17 protein-coding genes are annotated in these 18921 nt (G+C 41.4%); 15 read left to right on the top strand and 2 right to left on the bottom strand.

Annotated features, from left to right (window positions below; all coding sequences use genetic code 11):
• Positions 1 to 29: 29 nt before the first annotated feature.
• The 10 genes from bamA (at position 30) to tilS (ending at position 13370) form a co-directional block, all read left to right on the top strand.
• Positions 30 to 2480, top strand: a complete 2451-nt coding sequence (gene bamA / locus HWV01_RS02860) for an outer membrane protein assembly factor BamA (protein ID WP_211673982.1) — start codon at positions 30 to 32, stop codon at positions 2478 to 2480.
• Between the two features lie 76 nt (positions 2481 to 2556).
• On the top strand, positions 2557 to 3054 hold the full coding sequence (locus tag HWV01_RS02865) for an OmpH family outer membrane protein (protein ID WP_211673983.1): 498 nt from the start codon (positions 2557 to 2559) through the stop codon (positions 3052 to 3054).
• Between the two features lie 91 nt (positions 3055 to 3145).
• Positions 3146 to 4156, top strand: coding sequence for a UDP-3-O-(3-hydroxymyristoyl)glucosamine N-acyltransferase (lpxD, locus tag HWV01_RS02870; protein ID WP_211673984.1), 1011 nt, complete (start codon positions 3146 to 3148; stop codon positions 4154 to 4156).
• A gap of 78 nt (positions 4157 to 4234) precedes the next feature.
• Positions 4235 to 4651 (top strand): 3-hydroxyacyl-ACP dehydratase FabZ, encoded by a 417-nt coding sequence (fabZ, locus tag HWV01_RS02875; protein ID WP_371816355.1) that lies wholly within the window; start codon positions 4235 to 4237, stop codon positions 4649 to 4651.
• Complete coding sequence (gene lpxA / locus HWV01_RS02880; protein WP_211673986.1) at positions 4651 to 5421, top strand: acyl-ACP--UDP-N-acetylglucosamine O-acyltransferase; 771 nt, start codon at positions 4651 to 4653, stop codon at positions 5419 to 5421. Before fabZ ends, lpxA begins: the two co-directional genes overlap by 1 nt.
• Positions 5422 to 5446: 25 nt before the next feature.
• On the top strand, positions 5447 to 6670 hold the full coding sequence (gene lpxB, locus HWV01_RS02885; protein WP_249185424.1) for a lipid-A-disaccharide synthase: 1224 nt from the start codon (positions 5447 to 5449) through the stop codon (positions 6668 to 6670).
• Position 6671: 1 nt separating this feature from the next.
• Positions 6672 to 7271, top strand: a complete 600-nt coding sequence (gene rnhB, locus HWV01_RS02890; RefSeq protein WP_211673987.1) for a ribonuclease HII — start codon at positions 6672 to 6674, stop codon at positions 7269 to 7271.
• A 76-nt stretch (positions 7272 to 7347) separates the two neighbouring features.
• Positions 7348 to 10827 carry a DNA polymerase III subunit alpha gene (dnaE, locus tag HWV01_RS02895; protein WP_211673988.1) on the top strand — a complete coding sequence of 1160 codons (3480 nt, stop codon included), beginning with the start codon at positions 7348 to 7350 and terminating at the stop codon, positions 10825 to 10827.
• Positions 10828 to 10893: 66 nt separating this feature from the next.
• On the top strand, positions 10894 to 11844 hold the full coding sequence (gene accA / locus HWV01_RS02900; RefSeq protein WP_211673989.1) for an acetyl-CoA carboxylase carboxyl transferase subunit alpha: 951 nt from the start codon (positions 10894 to 10896) through the stop codon (positions 11842 to 11844).
• Between the two features lie 203 nt (positions 11845 to 12047).
• The gene (tilS, locus tag HWV01_RS02905) at positions 12048 to 13370 is read left to right on the top strand and encodes a tRNA lysidine(34) synthetase TilS (protein ID WP_249185425.1); all 1323 of its coding nucleotides are present in this window, start codon (positions 12048 to 12050) and stop codon (positions 13368 to 13370) included.
• Between the two features lie 118 nt (positions 13371 to 13488).
• On the opposite strand, the gene hutZ is transcribed toward tilS, so the two are convergent.
• Together hutZ and hutX are read right to left on the bottom strand one after the other, a co-directional pair.
• Entirely contained in the window at positions 13489 to 14025 is a 537-nt protein-coding gene (gene hutZ / locus HWV01_RS02910) for a heme utilization protein HutZ (protein WP_249185426.1), read from the bottom strand.
• A 27-nt stretch (positions 14026 to 14052) separates the two neighbouring features.
• Positions 14053 to 14589: a heme utilization cystosolic carrier protein HutX gene (gene hutX, locus HWV01_RS02915; RefSeq protein ID WP_211673990.1), complete on the bottom strand. Its 537-nt coding sequence runs from the start codon at positions 14587 to 14589 to the stop codon at positions 14053 to 14055.
• Between the two features lie 216 nt (positions 14590 to 14805).
• Here hutX and HWV01_RS02920 point away from each other — a divergent pair, with 216 nt between their 5' ends.
• From HWV01_RS02920 to HWV01_RS02940, 5 genes are all read left to right on the top strand, one after another.
• Positions 14806 to 15672 (top strand): hemin ABC transporter substrate-binding protein, encoded by an 867-nt coding sequence (locus HWV01_RS02920; protein ID WP_211673991.1) that lies wholly within the window; start codon positions 14806 to 14808, stop codon positions 15670 to 15672.
• A gap of 8 nt (positions 15673 to 15680) precedes the next feature.
• Positions 15681 to 16733, top strand: coding sequence for an iron ABC transporter permease (locus HWV01_RS02925; protein WP_211673992.1), 1053 nt, complete (start codon positions 15681 to 15683; stop codon positions 16731 to 16733).
• A gap of 4 nt (positions 16734 to 16737) precedes the next feature.
• Positions 16738 to 17526: a heme ABC transporter ATP-binding protein gene (locus HWV01_RS02930; RefSeq protein WP_211673993.1), complete on the top strand. Its 789-nt coding sequence runs from the start codon at positions 16738 to 16740 to the stop codon at positions 17524 to 17526.
• Between the two features lie 68 nt (positions 17527 to 17594).
• The gene (locus HWV01_RS02935) at positions 17595 to 18452 is read left to right on the top strand and encodes a threonine/serine exporter ThrE family protein (RefSeq protein WP_249185427.1); all 858 of its coding nucleotides are present in this window, start codon (positions 17595 to 17597) and stop codon (positions 18450 to 18452) included.
• On the top strand, positions 18449 to 18916 hold the full coding sequence (locus HWV01_RS02940; protein WP_211673994.1) for a threonine/serine exporter family protein: 468 nt from the start codon (positions 18449 to 18451) through the stop codon (positions 18914 to 18916). The genes HWV01_RS02935 and HWV01_RS02940 overlap by 4 nt, the downstream gene beginning before the upstream one ends.
• Positions 18917 to 18921: the final 5 nt, after the last annotated feature.

Here is an 18921-nt window from a genome sequence, read left to right on the forward strand (position 1 = left end):
GAATTGCATTTAGGGATTATTTAATCAGAATGATAATTAATAAATATTTAGCTGGCGTACTATTTTCAAGTGCTTGCTTATTTACAAGTACGACAGCGGTAGCCGCTTCTGGTAGCTTCATTGTTAAAGATATTCAAGTCGAAGGCTTACAGCGCGTGACATTAGGTGCTGCATTGTTGAATATTCCATTACGTGAAGGGGATAGCATTACTCGTAGCGATACGGCTCTCGCGGTGAAAAAATTATATGCATCAGGTAATTTTGATGATATCAAACTGTACCGCGACGGTTCGACGCTTGTTTTTAAAGTCACTGAATTACCCACGATCAGTAGTATTGAGTTTGTTGGTAATGATGCGATTCCAGAAGAGCAGTTAAAAGAAAGTCTTAGTTCATCTGGTATTCGTGTCGGTGAGCCTATCGATCGTACTATTATTCGTTCAGTAGAGCAGGGACTACAAGAATTCTATTATGGTGCTGGCCGTTACAGTGCTAAAATTAATACCATTCTTACCCCGTTACCCCGTAACCGTATTGATATTAAATTCAGTTTTGTTGAAGGCAAATCAGCAGAAATTAAACAGCTTAATATCTTAGGTAACACAGTCTATTCAACATCAGAATTAAAAAACCTGTTTGAGCTAAGTGATCATACGCCATGGTGGAACGTTATGGCGGATCAACAGTATCAAAAGCAGTTGCTTGCAGGTGATTTAGAGAAACTGCGTAGTCACTATGTTGATAACGGTTATATTCGTTTTAAGACAGAATCAACGCAAGTATCAATGACGCCAGATAAGCAAGGTATTTATATTACCCTTAAACTTGATGAAGGTGAGCAATATAAACTTGGTAATATTAGCCTAACAGGTAACTTATTAGACAAAGAAGAAGAGTTACGCGGCTTATTGGCGCTTAACTCTGGCGAGCTATACAGTGGTGCAAGTGTAACAGCAACGGAAGAAAGCCTAAGTCGTTATTTAAGCCGCTTCGGTTACGCTTATCCAAAAGTATCTACTTACCCAGAAATCAATGATGAAGATCATACGGTTAATCTAACGATTGCCGTCGAACCGGGTCCTCGTATCTATGTGCGCCGTATTAACTTTTCGGGTAACGATATCACTAAAGATGAAGTACTACGTCGTGAAATGCGTCAAATGGAAGGTACTTGGTTATCGAATCGTTTAATTGATCGCTCTAAAACCCGTCTAAATCAGCTTGGTTTCTTCGAAACCGTAAACACCAATACGGTACGTGTACCAGGTGAAATGGATGTGGTTGATGTTAATGTGCAAGTGAAAGAACAGGCTGCGGGTTCATTTAATGCAGGTATTGGCTATGGTTCTGAATCTGGCGTAAGTTTAAATATGGGGATTCAACAGGATAACTTCTTTGGTACAGGTAACAAGGCCGGTATTAATTTTAGTACTAATGATTACTCGAAACAGGTGAGCTTAAACTATACTGACCCTTACTTCACTGTCGATGGTGTGAGTTTTGGTGGTAAAATTTACGCTACTGATTTTGAAGCAAAGGAAGCGGATATTGTTGATTATAACAACCGTACCTATGGTATCTCTGGCAGCTTAGGTTTCCCGGTTAATGAAAATAATACCTTAAGCTTTAGCTTAGGTTATGAATGGAATAAAATTTCGAAAACCACGACCTATGCGCAAACTAAGAAATTTTGGGACATCTATGAAAAAGATGTCGATGAAGATGGTGGCTTCGTGGTATTCCAAGGTTTTGATTTGTCAGCGTCTTGGCGTCGTCGCACCTTAAACCGCGGTGTGTTTGCAACATCGGGGTCGGAGCAAAAAGCCAACTTTACAATGACAGTACCAGGTTCGGATGTACAGTATTTTAAAATGAGTTTTGATAACAAATATTATGTACCGCTATCAACAAACCACCGCTGGTCAGTATTAATGCGTGGTCGTGTTGCTTACGGTAATGGTTATGGTCAGACATCAGATGGTGATGATCATGTGTTACCATTTTATCAAAATTATTATGCCGGTGGCTTCTACTCTGTACGTGGCTTCAACAGTAATACCATCAGTCCAAAAGGTATACAGACCGCACCTAAACCAGGTGGCGGCGATAATGGCTATGTAGCAACAGATTCTTCTATTGGTGGTAATGCATTAGCAACCGGGAGTTTGGAACTGATTTTCCCTACGCCATTCTTAAGTGAAGAATATGCCAATTTAGTACGTACAACGGTATTTGTTGATGCTGGTTCGGTATGGGATACTGAATTTGATGCATCAGTATATGAATCACAGACTTGTCTTGGTAGTTGTCAATACTACGGTGACTATTCAGATCCAACGCGACTGCGTGGTTCTGCGGGCGTCAGCTTGCAGTGGCTGTCTCCAATGGGCCCGTTAGTATTCTCATTAGCAAAACCGCTGAAAAAATATGACGGTGATAAAACTCAAGTATTTACCTTTAATATAGGTACTACTTTCTAAGTTAACTCATATTGATTAAATGCGTACTTTCAGCACTGAAAGTACGCTTTAAGTTGAAACTTCACTAGGAACTAAAATGAAAAAATTAATTAAAGCAACGGCATTAGCACTGGCTCTTGGTGCATCATTTACTGCAAGTGCAGCGGGTTATGCTGTTGTTGATGCAGGTAAGGTCTTACAGCAATTACCGCAACGTGAAGCGATTGGTAAGCGTTTGAATGAAGAGTTTCAAACACGTGCTGTTGAGCTGAATAAATTGCAGAAAGAATTGGTTGAATTAAATGAAAAGCGTCAACGTGATGCGGCATTAATGACACCAGCTGAGCAAACGAAATTGGTGCGTAAGTTAGAAGAATTAGATGCGCAACTGAAATTAAAAGGTAAGGCATTTAAAGAAGATCAACAACGTCGTGGCCAAGAAGAAAATAACAAATTATTAGCGCTATTACAAAATGCAATTAAGACTGTATCTAAGCGTGATGGCTATGATCTTGTAGTTACCAATCAAGCTGTGCTATTTGTCGATCCAAAATTAGATATTTCTGACAAAATAATTCAAGAATTAAGTAAGTAACTATATTTTACAACATTAAGTAAGTCACTATATTTAACGGCCTAAAAAATGTAGTAAAATAGCATAAGAATTTTTATAGATAAGGTTTCACATGGCACTGACGTTACAACAAATTGCAACTGCAATTCAAGCTGAACTACACGGCGATGGTAGCATCGAGATTAATGCAATTAATTCGATGCAAAATGCACAGTCAGGTAGTATCACTTTCTTAAGTGATAGCAAATACAGCGCTCAATTAGCGACTGTTGCGGCGTCCGCTGTGATTCTTAAACCGGATGATCTTGCCGCGTGTAATACCAATGCATTAGTTATGAAAAATCCCTATGTTGGTTTTGCATTAGCTGCGCAGTTACTTGATACTACACCTGCGCCAGCAACAGATATTGCCCCGAGTGCAGTGATTGCTGATGATGTGGTATTAGGTGACAATGTAGCTATTGGTGCTAACGCGGTTATTGAAACAGGCGTATCACTCGCGGATAACGTGATAATTGGTGCGGGCTGTTTTATTGGTAAAAATACCCGAATTGGTCAGAGCACTAAATTGTGGGCAAATGTTACTATTTATCATAACATCGAAATTGGCAGTGATTGCTTGTTCCAAAGTGGTGCTGTGATTGGTGCCGATGGTTTCGGTTATGCCAATGATGCTGGTAAGTGGATTAAGATCCCACAATTGGGTCGTGTTATTATTGGTGACCGTGTTGAGATTGGTGCGTGTACAACGGTTGATCGTGGCGCGTTAGATAATACCATTATTGCCGATGGCGTTATTTTAGATAATCAATGTCAAGTCGGTCATAATGTTGAAATAGGTGAAAATACGGCTATCTCGGGTGGTACTCTGTTAGCTGGAAGCTTAAAACTAGGTAAACAATGCATGATTGGTGGTGGTAGTGTTATCAATGGTCATATGGAAATAACCGATAACGTTAATATTACTGGTATGTCGATGGTAATGCGTCCGATTGATAAAGCGGGTCTTTATTCATCAGGTATTCCAGCACAAGCCAACCGTGAATGGCGTCGTCAAACTGCCCGTGTAATGAAAATTGATGATATGCACAAACGCTTATCTAAATTAGAAAAATCAAGTTAGAAAAACGGAATAAGCTTTCGTTGTGACAGGAATAAAATTTTGAGTGAACAACTAAATAGAATTGAAATACAAGAAATTATGGAATTATTGCCACATAGGTACCCATTTTTACTTGTTGATAGAGTACTCGATTTCGAAGCGGGTAAATCCTTACATGCAGTTAAAAATGTATCGGTAAATGAACCTCAATTTACGGGGCATTTCCCAAAACAGCCTATTTTCCCTGGTGTATTAATTTTAGAAGCATTAGCGCAAGCATCTGGTCTTCTAGGTTATAAGTCATCTGGTGGCCCTAGCGATAATGAGCTGTATTATTTTGCCGGTATTGATAAGGCGCGTTTTCGTCAACCTGTAGTACCGGGGGATGTATTACATCTGCATATTGAATTAATTAAAGAACGCCGTGGTATCGGTCGCTTTACTGCAATTGCAAAAGTTGATGGCAAAGTAGTTTGTGACGCAGAGATCATGTGTGCAAGACGAGAGGCGAAATAGTGATCCATGAAACAGTTATTGTGCATGAAAGCGCAAAAATTGGTAACAATGTAAAAATTGGTCCTTGGACTACCATTGGCGAAAACGTTGAGATTGGTGATGATTGTGTGATCGCTTCTCATGTTGTTATCAATGGTCCTTGTAAAATTGGTAAAGGCAATCGCTTTTTCCAATTTGGTTCAATTGGTGAAGAATGCCAAGACCTTAAATACGCAGGTGAAAACACGCGTCTTGAGATTGGTGATAATAACGTGTTCCGTGAAGGCGTAACAATTCACCGTGGTACAGTACAAGATCAAGCTTTAACCAAAATTGGCAGTAATTGCTTATTTATGGTGAATGTCCATGTTGCCCATGATGTGATCATTGGTGATAACTGTATTTTTGCTAACAACGCGACATTAGCTGGTCATGTACACATTGGTGATTTTGTGATCTTTGGTGGTCATGCTGCGATCCACCAATTTGGTAAAGTAGGTTCTCATGCCTTTATTGCCGGTGGCTCGGTTATCATTAAAGATATTCCACCGTATGTAATGGCATCGGGTCATCACGCTAAGCCTTTTGGTATCAATTCTGAAGGTCTAAAGCGCCGCGGTTTTGATGCTGATGCGATTAAAGCGGTTAAGCGTGCTTACCGTGTATTATACCGTCAAGACAATACCCTTGCTGAAGCTTTAACAGTATTAGAAGCAAGTGCAAAAGAACAACCGAGCGTTGCTTTGTTTACAGAATTTTTAAAAACCAATGAACGTGGTATTATTCGTTAATCGTATTCTTTATAGATAGCTTACAATGACAACGAAACCATTACGTATTGGTATTATCGCCGGGGAAGTCTCCGGCGATATTTTAGCTGCCGCCCTGATCAAAGAAATTAAATCTCGTCATCCTGATGCCATTTTCGAGGGTATTGCCGGACCTCGTATGCAAGCGCTTGGTTTTAACACCTTATTCGAAATGGAAGAGTTATCTGTATTTGGTCTTGTCGAAGTACTTGGCCGTCTCCCTCGGCTGTTTAAAGTCAAGCGAGAAGTACTTGCCCATTTTAAACAAAATCCGCCTGATATCTTTATTGGTGTTGATGCGCCCGATTTTAATATTCCCATTGAATTAAAATTAAAAGCGAGCGGTATAAAAACCGTACATTATGTCAGTCCTTCAGTTTGGGCATGGCGTCAAAAACGCGTTTTCAAAATTAAAAAAGCCGTGGATATGGTGCTCGCCTTTCTGCCATTTGAAAAAGCATTTTATGATGAATATGATGTACCTTGCCGTTTTATTGGGCATACCATGGCCGATTCTATTCCACTGGAAGGCGCGGATAAACAGGCTGCTATTACCCAATTAAAACTCGATCCTCAGCAACGTTACGTAGCTATTTTACCAGGTAGTCGTGCAGGCGAAGTCGGGTTGCTGTCAGCAAGCTTTTTAGAAACTGCGATGTTATTAAAGCAGCGATTCAGTGATTTACAGTTCGTTGTGCCAATGGTGAATGAGGAGCGTAAAGCACAATTTTTAGCAATTAAGCAAGAAGTCGCACCTGAACTTGAGGTGATCGTGCTCGATGGCCATGCACGTGAAGCAATGGCTGTTGCGGATGCTGTATTATTGGCATCAGGTACTGCAGCGCTCGAAACTATGTTGATGAAGCGTGCTATGGTGGTTGGTTATCGTGTTAAGCCGATAACGTATAAGATCATGCTGCGCTTGATGAAAGCCCCATTTGTGTCATTACCAAACTTGTTAGCAAAAAAAGAAATTGTCGCCGAGCGTTTACAAGATGACTGTCAACCCGAGATATTGGCTGACGAAATGGCCAAACTATTAGAAACAGACAATGCTAAACTGATTGCACACTTTACCGAACTACATCAACAGATCCGTTGTAATGCGGATAAACAAGCCGCGGATGCCGTGCTTGAATTGATTAATGATAACGCGTCTAGTATAGCCTTTGGTGATAGTGAACAAAATCATGATAAAAATAGTACAACGCTAGAAAAGACAGGTAAATAATATGTATGATGAAGTAATTTACCCTGAGGGGAAACTTGTTGCTGGTGTTGACGAAGTGGGTCGCGGCCCATTAGTCGGTGATGTTGTTACCGCAGCGGTGATATTAGATCCTAACAACCCTATTTTGGGGCTAACCGATTCAAAAAAATTAAGTGATAAGAAGCGCCAGTTGCTTTTTCCTGAGATTAAAGAAAAAGCATTAGCGTGGAGTATTGGTCGTTGCAGCCCAAGTGAGATTGATGAACTTAATATCTTACAAGCAACTATGGTCGCAATGCAGCGAGCGGTTGCTGGACTCGCTCTGCAACCAGATCATGTGTTTATTGATGGTAACCGTTGCCCTGTATTACCAATGACTGCAGAAGCCATTGTGAAAGGCGATTTGCGCGTGGCAGAAATAAGTGCAGCGTCGATCTTGGCAAAAGTAGTACGAGATGCTGAAATGGATGAACTGCATGAACGTTACCCTGAATATGGTTTTGCGCAACATAAGGGTTATCCAACTAAAGCACACATGGAAAAGTTAGCGGAGCTTGGACCAACAGAAGAATACCGAAAAAGTTTTAAACCTGTGCAACGTGCGTTAGGTTTATTAAAATAAAGTCTGGTGGCTTCGCGCCACTTTACCGTTATTGTTTTTAATTTTATCTACTCTCAATTAGCAGAAAGTCTTAATTATGGCAGAACCTCGTTTTATTCACCTGCATTTACACTCTGAATTCTCAATGGTGGATAGCTTAGTACGTATGAAACGTCTAGCACCCCGTTTACAAGAACTCAATATGCCGGCGATCGCATTAACCGATCAAACTAATATGTGTGCATTGGTTAAATTCTATGGTGCGATGCAAAGGGCAGGGGTTAAACCCATTCTTGGTGCTGACTTTTGGGTGCAAAGTGAAGAATACCCAGATGAGCAATTTAAGCTAACCGCCTTAGCCAAAGATAATAAAGGTTATAACAACATCACGGTGTTGATCTCTAAAGCTTATAGTCGTGGTCATGTTGATGGTCGAGCGATTATTGATAAAGCTTGGTTAGCTGAGCATGCAGAAGGTGTCATCTTATTATCTGGCGCGCGTAATGGTGATATAGGTAAAGCACTATTAAAAGGTAATGATGCACTTGCACAGCAGTGTTTACAGTTTTATCAAACCCATTTTCCTGATAGTTATTATCTTGAACTGATCCGTACCGGACGCCAGGATGAAGAAGCCTATCTGCACATGGCTGTCGATTTTGCCACCCAGTATCAGTTACCTGTTGTTGCCACCAATGATGTGGTGTTCTTACATGAAGATGAATTTGATGCCCATGAAATTCGTGTGTCGATTCATGATGGTTATACGTTAGAGGACAAGCGTCGCCCTAGGCTATACAGTAAAGAACAGTACTTACGCAGTGAAGACGAAATGTGTGAGTTATTTGCTGATATTCCAGAAGCGCTGGCTAACTCAGTTGAAATTGCAAAACGTTGTAATGCGACTGTACGCTTAGGAGAATATTTCTTACCTAACTTCCCAACGGGTGAGTTGTCGACAGAAGATTTCTTAGTCAAAGTATCTGAAGATGGCCTAGTCGAACGTCTTGATTTCTTATTTCCCGATCCCGAAGAGCGTGAACGTCAGCGTCCTGCGTACGAAGACCGCCTCGATATTGAATTAAAAGTAATTAACGACATGGGCTTTCCGGGTTACTTTCTGATCGTGATGGAGTTCATCCAATGGAGTAAGGATAACAATATTCCAGTTGGACCAGGTCGAGGGTCCGGTGCCGGTTCGTTAGTCGCTTATGCATTGAAAATTACCGATCTTGATCCACTGGAATACGAATTACTGTTCGAACGTTTCTTAAATCCAGAACGTGTCTCCATGCCCGATTTCGACGTCGATTTCTGTATGGATCGTCGCGACGAAGTGATTGATCACGTGGCCGAATTGTATAATCGCGATGCGGTAAGTCAGATTATTACCTTTGGTACGATGGCGGCAAAAGCGGTTATTCGTGACGTTGGTCGTGTACTGGGTCATCCGTTTGGTTTTGTTGATCGTATTTCTAAGCTGATCCCGGGTGATCCTGGCATGACCTTAGCCAAAGCGTGGGATGTTGAACCGCGTTTGGATGAAATGTATCAGGGTGATGAAGAAGTACGCGCGCTGGTTGATATGGCTCGTATTCTGGAAGGTGTCACACGTAACGCCGGTAAACATGCCGGTGGTGTCGTTATTTCACCTACCGTGATCACTGATTTTGCCCCATTGTATTGCGATGATGTTGGTAATAACCCTGTTACCCAGTTTGACAAGAACGATGTGGAAGAAGCCGGGCTGGTTAAATTTGACTTCTTGGGTCTACGAACCTTAACCATTATTCAGTGGGCACTGGATATGGCGAATCCGCATCTCGTGAAGCAAGGTAAAGAACCGATCCGTATTGAGTCGATTGATATTACCGATCAAAGGTGTTTTGATTTATTACAGCGCTCAGAGACGACCGCGGTATTCCAGTTAGAATCTCGTGGTATGAAGGATCTGATCCGTCGCCTAAAACCCGATAGCTTTGAAGATATGATCGCATTGGTGGCCTTGTTCCGTCCCGGTCCATTGCAATCAGGCATGGTAGATAACTTTATTGACCGTAAGCATGGTCGAGAAGAAGTATCTTACCCAGATGCTCAATACCAACATGAATCGTTGAAAGAAATCCTTGATCCGACCTACGGCATTATCTTGTATCAAGAACAAGTAATGCAGATTGCCCAAGTCTTATCTGGTTATACCCTCGGTGGTGCCGACATGTTACGTCGTGCTATGGGTAAGAAAAAACCAGAAGAGATGGAAAAACAACGTGGTACTTTTAAAGAAGGCGCGATAAATAACGGTGTCGACGGTGACCTGTCGATGAAGATCTTCGATCTGGTAGAAAAGTTCGCGGGTTATGGTTTCAATAAATCGCATTCCGCGGCTTATGCACTGGTATCATATCAAACGCTGTGGATGAAGACTCATTACCCTTCTTACTTCATGGCGGCTGTAATGTCTGCTGATATGGATAATACCGAGAAAGTGGTTACCTTGGTTGATGAAGTGGAACGCATGGGACTAACCTTGTTACCGCCTGATGTAAACAAAGGTTTATTTAAGTTTAATGTCGATGAAGACCAGACCATTATTTATGGTATAGGTGCAATTAAAGGCGTAGGTGAAGGACCTATTGATGCCATTATTGCCGCCCGTGAAAGTGGTGGTGAGTTCTCTGACCTGTTTGATTTCTGTAATCGTGTTGATTTGAAAAAGATCAATAAACGTATTATGGAAAAGCTCATTTACGCCGGAGCATTAGATAAATTAGGTCCTCATCGCGCGGCCTTGCATGCGACATTACCTGAAGCCATGAAAGCGGCAGCGCAACATGCGATAGCCGAAGCACACGGTCAAAGTGACTTGTTTGGTATTTTAACCACAGAACCGGAAGAAGTTGAAAGTAAGTTTGCTGATGTTCCTGAATGGCCTGATAAAGTATGGCTAGAAGGTGAGCGAGAAACCTTAGGTCTTTATCTTACTGGTCATCCAATTAATCAGTATATTAAAGAAGTTAAACGTTATTCAAGTAATCGCTTGAAAGATGTAAAACCGACCGAACGTGGTAAAGTTGTGACAGCGGTTGGTTTAGTTATTTCTGCACAAGTTAAAGTGACGAAGAAAGGTACCCGCATGGGGATCTTAGAGATTGATGATAAAAGTGGCCGCTTAAGTGTGATGTTCTTCTCAGAAGCGTTTGAACGTTATGAAGAATATATAGCTAAAGATCGTATTTTAGTTATTACTGGAGAGGTCAGCTTTGACGATTTCAATGGTGGGTATAAGATGACCGCCAGAGAAGTTATGGATATTGAAGCTGCGCGAGAGCGTTATGCGCGTGGCCTCACATTGCAGTTAAATGCAGACAAAATGAATGATACGTTTATGGGTAAGTTTATGGATACACTTGAACCTTATCGTGCGGGTACTTGTCCCATAAATATATATTATCAACGCGCCGACGCGAGGGCTAAATTAACTTTAGGTGTCGAATGGCGAGTATCGCCCACTGATGAGCTTTTATATGGATTAGAGCTGATGTTAGGGTCGGGAAATGTTGATCTTGAATTTGATTAGTGCTGACGTTACAAGGTTGTCGTCATTAGCCATTAGTAATAATATTAGATAAGGAAGCAGCGCCTCATGGCCATAAATTTTTTAGATTTTGAACAGCCGATTGCAGAATTGCAGGCTCAAATCGATGAATTAAAACTTGTGACTAACAATTCTGATGATGTTGATCTACAAGATGAGATCTCTCGTTTAGAAAAGAAGAATGCAGAACTAACAACAAAGATATTCAGTAGTCTGAAACCTTGGGATGTCGCTAAGATGGCTCGTCATCCACAGCGTCCTTATACCCTTGATTATATCGAGCATGTATTTACCGATTTTGATGAACTTGCTGGTGATCGCGCATTTGCCGATGATAAAGCGATTGTTGGTGGTACAGCGCGTTTAGATGGTATGCCTGTAATGATCATTGGCCAGCAAAAAGGCCGTGATACCAAGGAAAAATTAAAACGCAACTTTGGTATGCCGCGTCCAGAAGGTTACCGTAAAGCGTTACGTTTAATGAAAATGGCAGAAAAATTCAAGATGCCTATCATTACCTTTATTGATACTCCAGGTGCTTACCCTGGGGTTGGTGCTGAAGAACGCGGTCAAAGTGAAGCGATTGCACGTAATTTGAAAGAAATGGCTGAGCTTACAGTTCCGGTTATTTGTACTGTGATCGGTGAAGGTGGTTCGGGTGGTGCATTGGCGATTGGTGTTGGTGATCGTGTTAACATGCTGCAATACAGTACTTACTCGGTGATCTCTCCTGAAGGTTGTGCGTCAATCTTATGGAAGTCAGCTGATAAAGCACCTTTAGCTGCTGAAGCAATGGGGATCACTGCTGATCGACTTAAGAGCTTAGATTTGATTAATACCGTTATCTCAGAACCTCTCGGCGGCGCACATCGAGATATGGCTTTAATGGCAGCTAACTTGAAAGAGTGTATTAAAGCGGATCTTGCTGAGCTTACACCGCTTGGGCATGAAACATTGCTAGAACAACGTTATGAGCGTCTAATGTCATTTGGCATGTAAGCCGCTATAACACTAGATTGTTATAAAGATAATCGAATAATATTGATTAAACCGCTGATAGCTTTATCAGCGGTTTTTTTATATCTACCACTTTTCGGTATATACTGTTCTGGTCTATTCTAATTGTGATGATACCTGTGGTTACTAACGTCGATCTCTTCTCAACATTTCAGCACTCGTTACAATCGTTAACGACAAAGCCTATGCAGATTGTACTTGCTTATAGCGGTGGTCTTGATTCCCATGTGTTATTACATTTACTTGCCCGTTATCAGCAATTATATTCTCAGCATGATTACCTTGCCGTGCATGTTCATCACGGTTTAAGTGACAATGCGGATGCTTGGTTAACGCATTGTCAGCAAACTGCTGCGGCGTTAGGGATTAACTTTATCGCTGAAAAGGTCGTGCTTAATCTTAGCAGTCGAGAAAGCTTAGAAGCACAAGCGCGCACCGCCCGCTATCAAGCGATAGCAAAGTATCTCAATGATGGATCATTATTATTACTTGGACAGCATCTTGATGATCAGCTTGAAACATTTTTGTTGCAGCTTAAGCGTGGTGCTGGTGTAAAAGGCTTGTCGGCAATGGCTGCGCAGATGCCTTTTTCATTACAAGAAAACTGCCAAATAGTCCGTCCTTTACTGACTCATTCGCAACAAATGTTGGTAGATTATGCCAGCCAAGCACAATTATATTGGGTCGAAGACGAAAGCAATAATGACCAGAGCTATGATCGTAACTTCTTACGCCATCAAATTATCCCCAGTTTAAAACAGCGTTGGCCAGGTATAGCGCATGCTGTCCACCGCAGCGCAGAACTCTGTGCCGAGCAACAAGCGTTAGCGGATGAGATTGCGCAAATGGATCTTGTTACTTGTGAACATACTTTAGCTGGGTTAAAGGTTGTTGAATTAGATAAGTTATCAAAAATTCGCCGTAACAATCTCATTCGTTTTTGGCTTGCGAGTCAACAGCTACCGATGCCAAGCCGTCACCATTTAGATAAGGTATGGTTAGAAGTAGTGAATGCCGCTGATGATGCTAATCCACAATTGAGCTGGCAGGCGGGTGAGTTTCGCCGTTATCAAGGTGTCCTTTATAATCAGCAGAAATACGCTGAGCTAAAAGACGTAGTGATAGGGCTTAGGCATACTAAATCTCAACGTATTGTGTTACCAGACAATATCGGCTTCTTGTATTTACAAGACTCGATACAAGATAATCGTAGCGTTGATACCGGTAATACAATTGATGACGGTGCCAGTACGATTTGTTTGAAAGCGCCACTCGAACATGAAAAGGTGACCATTCGTTTCCGCGGTGAGGGTAAGTGTCATCCTGTTGGGCGTATTGGCTCGCGTAGTATTAAAAAATTATATCAAGAGTATCAGGTAGCACCTTGGCTACGCGATCGTATCCCATTAATCTATTATGGCGAAGAACTGGTGTGTGCGGTCGGGCTTTGGGTGTGCAAGGGCTACGAAGCGCAAGAAGGCTTATATTGGTATGTCACTCGCGAGTGATAGTGTGTAATGACTGTACATTTTCAAAATTGGAATCGGCGTATTTGAGAGAGTCACAAAAAGCAGATGAATAGATCTCATCTGCTTTTATCTATGTTTGTAGCTTATGCTGAACGAGTTATCCAGCTTCAACTTTTTCTTTGACTTGTTGATGACCTTGTTCTAGGTGCACGAAGTCAATATCGTCATTACCGTTAACGGTATAAGCTTGACCAAAGCCTTTTACGTAACGACCTGTCTGTGGTTCTATACGGAATAGACGGAAATCACTTAAACCACTTAGGTTCGTAATTATTTCACCAAAACGTGCTTCTAATGCTGGGATTGCTTGTGACCAAGATTCGCTTTCACGGGCAATGACTTCGGCATTCGCTTTGTATGTAAGACGGTGACGAGCAAAAATTTGTTTCGAATTTTGTTCATCTTCCAACAGCATAAAGGACAGATTCTTATTAACCAATAAGTTTTGCGTATGTTCAGCAACTTCACTGATTAAGATGTAATAGCCATCTTCTAAACGAACAAATGGTGCATAGCTAATATGTGGAAATCCGTCTGCGCTTAATGTTGATAAAATTAAAGTTTGACGCTCTTCTCTAAACTCTGCAATTTTTGGTTGTAAGCGATTTTCTAAGCGTTCTTTTTTATTTATCATAATGACCTTCGTGTCCGTTATTTATGTTTAATTAGTAACGATAGCGATAGTTTCGTCGCTTACTGTTTGTGTTGATAGTGCATGAAAACGTGCTATTTGTTCTGGGTTCACTTCGCCGTCTTTATTACGACCGAGATAAATCTTAAATACGCTGTGACCCTCATGGTCAAAAAACTGCACGTAATAACTTAACTTACCACGCACTTTACGTGTAAGTAAGGCAATTGCAGATACATTATCAAGCTTTAAATGACCTTGTAAGCCGTCACTATCATGCGATAAATTGTAATAGCCGTAAGCATTTCTTCCTTTCGGGAAAGGCGCTTTTACTTCAAATACAAAACCAGATACTTCAATAATACAAGTCACTTTCCCCCAGTCTGCAATATTAGATAATAAGCGTTGTGCTTGTTCTGCTGGCAGCATATTCACTTCTTGCTCTGGCAATGCTTGGATTACCTGTAATTCACTGCAATTAAGTTCAAGCGCAATTTCAATGCTTCTTAATCGAGGTTGATCAGCCATCAACTGACGAATGTCATTATGGGTAGTATTTTCTTGCATACTGTTTAGCCTTTTTAAACGACTCATCGTTATCGTAATAGTTGCAGATTAATATAGTTGTAATGATAATGCAACCAATTCGCATTTGCATTGTTGGGGTTTGTTATTTACACTGTCGAGCAAGTACGAGTTAAATTTAATGACTGTATTTTAGATGAAACATCTATTTTTACTTAACTATGAAAAATATTATATTAACACTGGGTTGGAATTAAGATGCATAAGGTTTGGATTGGCGTTTGTTGTTTATTATTGTCATTCGGTAGTGTTGCCGGGGAACGTATCATTAGTGCTGGCGCGGGTGTTACTGAGTTATTAATCGCTTTGGATAAACAAGATGACTTAGTTGCCGTCGATTTGACCAGCCGTTATCCGGCCGTATCGAAATTACCAGTGGTTGGTTATCACCGTCAATTGTCTGCTGAAGGGTTATTATCATTAGCGCCAGATATACTGATTGGTAGTAGTGAAATGGGCCCGCAATCAACGCTCGATTTGTTAGCACAAAGTGGTGTTGAAGTGATGGTGTTACCGACAGAAACAACAACGACAAACTTACTTGATACGATTACCCTACTTGGTGATAAATTAGATAGAAAGTTACAAGCTAAACAATTAATTACCAAGCTTAAACGTGACATTAACCAGCTAGAAACAAATCAACAGCAGATCAAAACGGCGAAAAAAATGTTGTTCTTACTGTTGAATGATAAAGGCACTTATACTGCTGCGGGTAGTAATACGACTGCACATTCGGTGATGACATTAGCAGGCGCGGTTAACCCTGCGGCAGAGCTTAATTCTTACCAAGCATTATCAGCAGAGGCGTTCTTAGCGATGGCGCCAGAAAGTATTTTAGTCAGTGGCCGTCATTGGAAAAAGTATCAAGATATCGATACCTTAATTGCGGCAATGCCATTATTAGCACAAACACCTGCAGGTCGTAATAAAGCGATTTATGTCATTGATGGCAGTGCGCTAATCGGTGGTCTGGGACTGAGTAGTGTCGAACAAGCAAAGCAGTTACAGCGTAAGATATACCCTCACTTATCTGAAAATTTAGAACTTGAATTAGAGTATTAAGGGCGTATATGTTTGTTAATAGCCGTTGGCCATTGTTGTTACCGAGTTTTATTTTATTTTGTCTTGCTTCTATGGTGGTGTTATCTGTTTCTGTGGGACCAATGGCGATCTCGTTTGCTGACAGTATTAAAGCATTATTGGTTAATTGGGTTAATTGGCAATCGCCAGTAAGCACTCAAAACGCTATTGTGGTGAGTCATATTCGCTTTCCTCGCACGCTACTCTGTTTATCTATTGGCGGTATATTGGGATTAACTGGCGCCGTGATGCAAGGTGTGTTTCGTAATCCGTTAGCTGATCCTGGTATTATTGGGGTCAGCAGTGGTGCTGCACTGGGTGCGGGTTTAGGTATTGTTATTTTTGCTGATTTGATGGTTGATTTACCTGATTGGTTACAATTGAGTACGGTGTCTTTTTTTGCATTTACCTTTGCTTTAGCGGTTTGTTTATTAGTCTACAAATTAGGGACGAGTAGCCAAGGCAGTTCTGTGGTGGTGATGTTACTTGCGGGTGTAGCAATCAGTGCGATCGCTGGCGCGGGGATGGGCATGCTTACGTATATTGCCGATGATCAAAGTCTGCGTGATTTGAGTTTGTGGCAAATGGGCTCAATGGCGGGCAGTAATTGGATCAGTATTACTATCAGTAGTATCACTCTGGTATTTTTGCTGGTGGTGTTTATGTCATCAGCGAAAGCATTGAATATTTTATTATTGGGGGATGCGGAAGCGGTACATCTTGGTATCGATATTGTACGTATAAAACGTCGGTTAATATTTTGCTGTGCTATCGGGCTCGGGGTTGCGGTATCAATCGCAGGTATGATTGGGTTTATTGGTTTGATTATTCCACATCTAGTCCGCTTGTTAGTGGGGCCTAACCATCAGCGTTTATTACCATTATCGGCGATGTTAGGTGCATTGTTATTATTACTTGCCGATATTTTAGCGCGTACTGTCATGGCTCCAAGTGAAGTACCTGTAGGAATTATAACTGCGTTATTAGGCAGTCCTTTCTTTATTATCTTATTACTCCAACAACGCTCTAAATTAGGAATATAGTTTGATGTCAAACACGACAAAACCGGTACTGCATTGCCAGCAGCTAAACTATCATATTGCCGGTAAATGTATTTTTAATGATCTCAATTTGACGTTAGAGGAAGGGGAGTTTTTGGCTGTTCTCGGCCCTAATGGTGCAGGTAAAAGCTCATTGTTTAAAGCCATCACCGGAGAGCTGAAACCTACCTCGGGGGTAATATTCTTAAACGGTGAAGTACGTAACAGCATTAGCATGAGTGAGATCGCGAAGACGTTGGCGGTATTGCCGCAAAGTGCCAGTTTAAGTTTTGCATTTCAGGTGATTGATGTGGTGCTGATGGGCGGATTACAAGCTGATTGTGGTCAAACTAAAGTACAAGCACTTGCTGATGCTATTCTTGTTGAACAAGAGATAGACCATTTAAGGATCAGATCATATCCCACCTTATCGGGAGGTGAAAAACAGCGCGTGCACTTTGCACGAGTACTGTTGCAGCTAGCTGTGGGCAATAAGAAAAAACCGCAGCTATTATTATTAGATGAGCCAACAGCAGCGTTAGATATAAATTATCAACATCAATTATTAAAGAGTGCCAAGCATTTAGCGCAGGCAGGGGTGGCGGTTATTGCGGTATTACATGATCTTAATTTGGCGGCTAAGTATGCTGACCGGATCATCTTATTGAAAGAAGGTAATATCTGCGCCAATGGCAGCGCTGAGCAGGTGGTGACCACTGATAATATCCGTGATGTCTATGGCTATGAAAGTACGGTGATTAATAATGTTGAGTTTTCGCACCCAATTGTGATGTAATTTTACTTGTTTCTACTTTTGGGATCATAACCAACTATTCATTAAGTGATAGGTGTTAAGGTGTTGTCATGAGCCCAAAGTGTAATGACAACATGACCAATAGTGAGCGTTGTACGAGTCAACATAGTACGAATAAACACGGTTTGAGTCATAAAATAATTAGCCATGAAGAGCAAGCTGCTATTACTCGTGTGATAGCCCACACGGGGCAATTATTACAGGCGTATAACGCTGAAAGCCGGCTCATCGAACAGACCACTGAGCGCCTTGGCATGGCGTTCGGTTTAGACAGTGTTGAAATAGCACTTACCTCCAAAGCCTTTATTCTTACTTCTCGATCTAACGACCATTGTGTTACTACAACGCGCACTATGAAAGCCCATGGTATTGATATGGGGATAGTCTGTGAAGTACAACGTATTTGTATTCTTGCAGAAAAGCAGATTTATGACGTCGAGCAGGTAAAGCAACGTTTAGATAACTTAGCTGTACCGAAATATAATTCAGTCATAGTCGCGTGTTTTGTGGCGTTATCCTGTGCTTGCTTCAGTCACTTATTTGGTGGCGATAGCGTTGTATTTATTGCTACCTGGTTAACAAGTTTTATTTCGATGCGAGTTCGCCAATGGTTAATTCTGTTACATCATAATTTACTCACGGTGTTTTTTATTACCGCATTCACAGCTACTTTTATAGGCAGTTTTGCTAGTGCTTTTGATTGGGGGAATAAACCCGAATTGATCATGGTAACGAGCGTATTGCAGCTAGTCCCTGGCTTCCCATTAATTAATGCAGTATCAGATATGGTGAAAGGGCACGTGACTATCGGTATGGCAAGATGGATGACGGCGACCTTGTTAACACTTGCTTCAACACTTGGTATTGTCTTGGCTGTGCAGTTAGCGCAATTGGGAGGTTGGTTATGAGTGAGTTATTGCTCATGCTGGTGGATGACGCTGTATTTGCTGGTATCGCTGCATTTGGTTTTTCGTTGTTATTCAATGTGCCCCGGCAAGCATTATTGGCGTGTGTGTTATTCGCTGCCAGTGCGCATGCGGTGCGTACGTTACTACTACATGCAAACGTGCCTATTGAATGGGCATCATTTATTGCAGCTACCTTGCTGGGGCTGGCTACGGTACCTTGGTCTCGAAAAGTGGTGATTCCCCGACCTGTGGTGACGGTTGCAGCTGTGATCCCGATGATCCCTGGAGTTTATGCTTACAAAGCTATGACAGGATTGATGACGTTACACCATCAAGGGTATAGCGTGGAATTACAACAGCAAGTGCTTGAAAATGGTTTACTGACTATTTTTATTTTAATTGGCTTAAGTTTTGGTCTGGCGATCGCGCCTGTGCTGGTGTACCGTAACAAACCTATTGTTTGATTAAG

Origin of the sequence: Moritella sp. 5, assembly GCF_018219455.1 — a bacterium.
Lineage (GTDB): Bacteria > Pseudomonadota > Gammaproteobacteria > Enterobacterales > Moritellaceae > Moritella.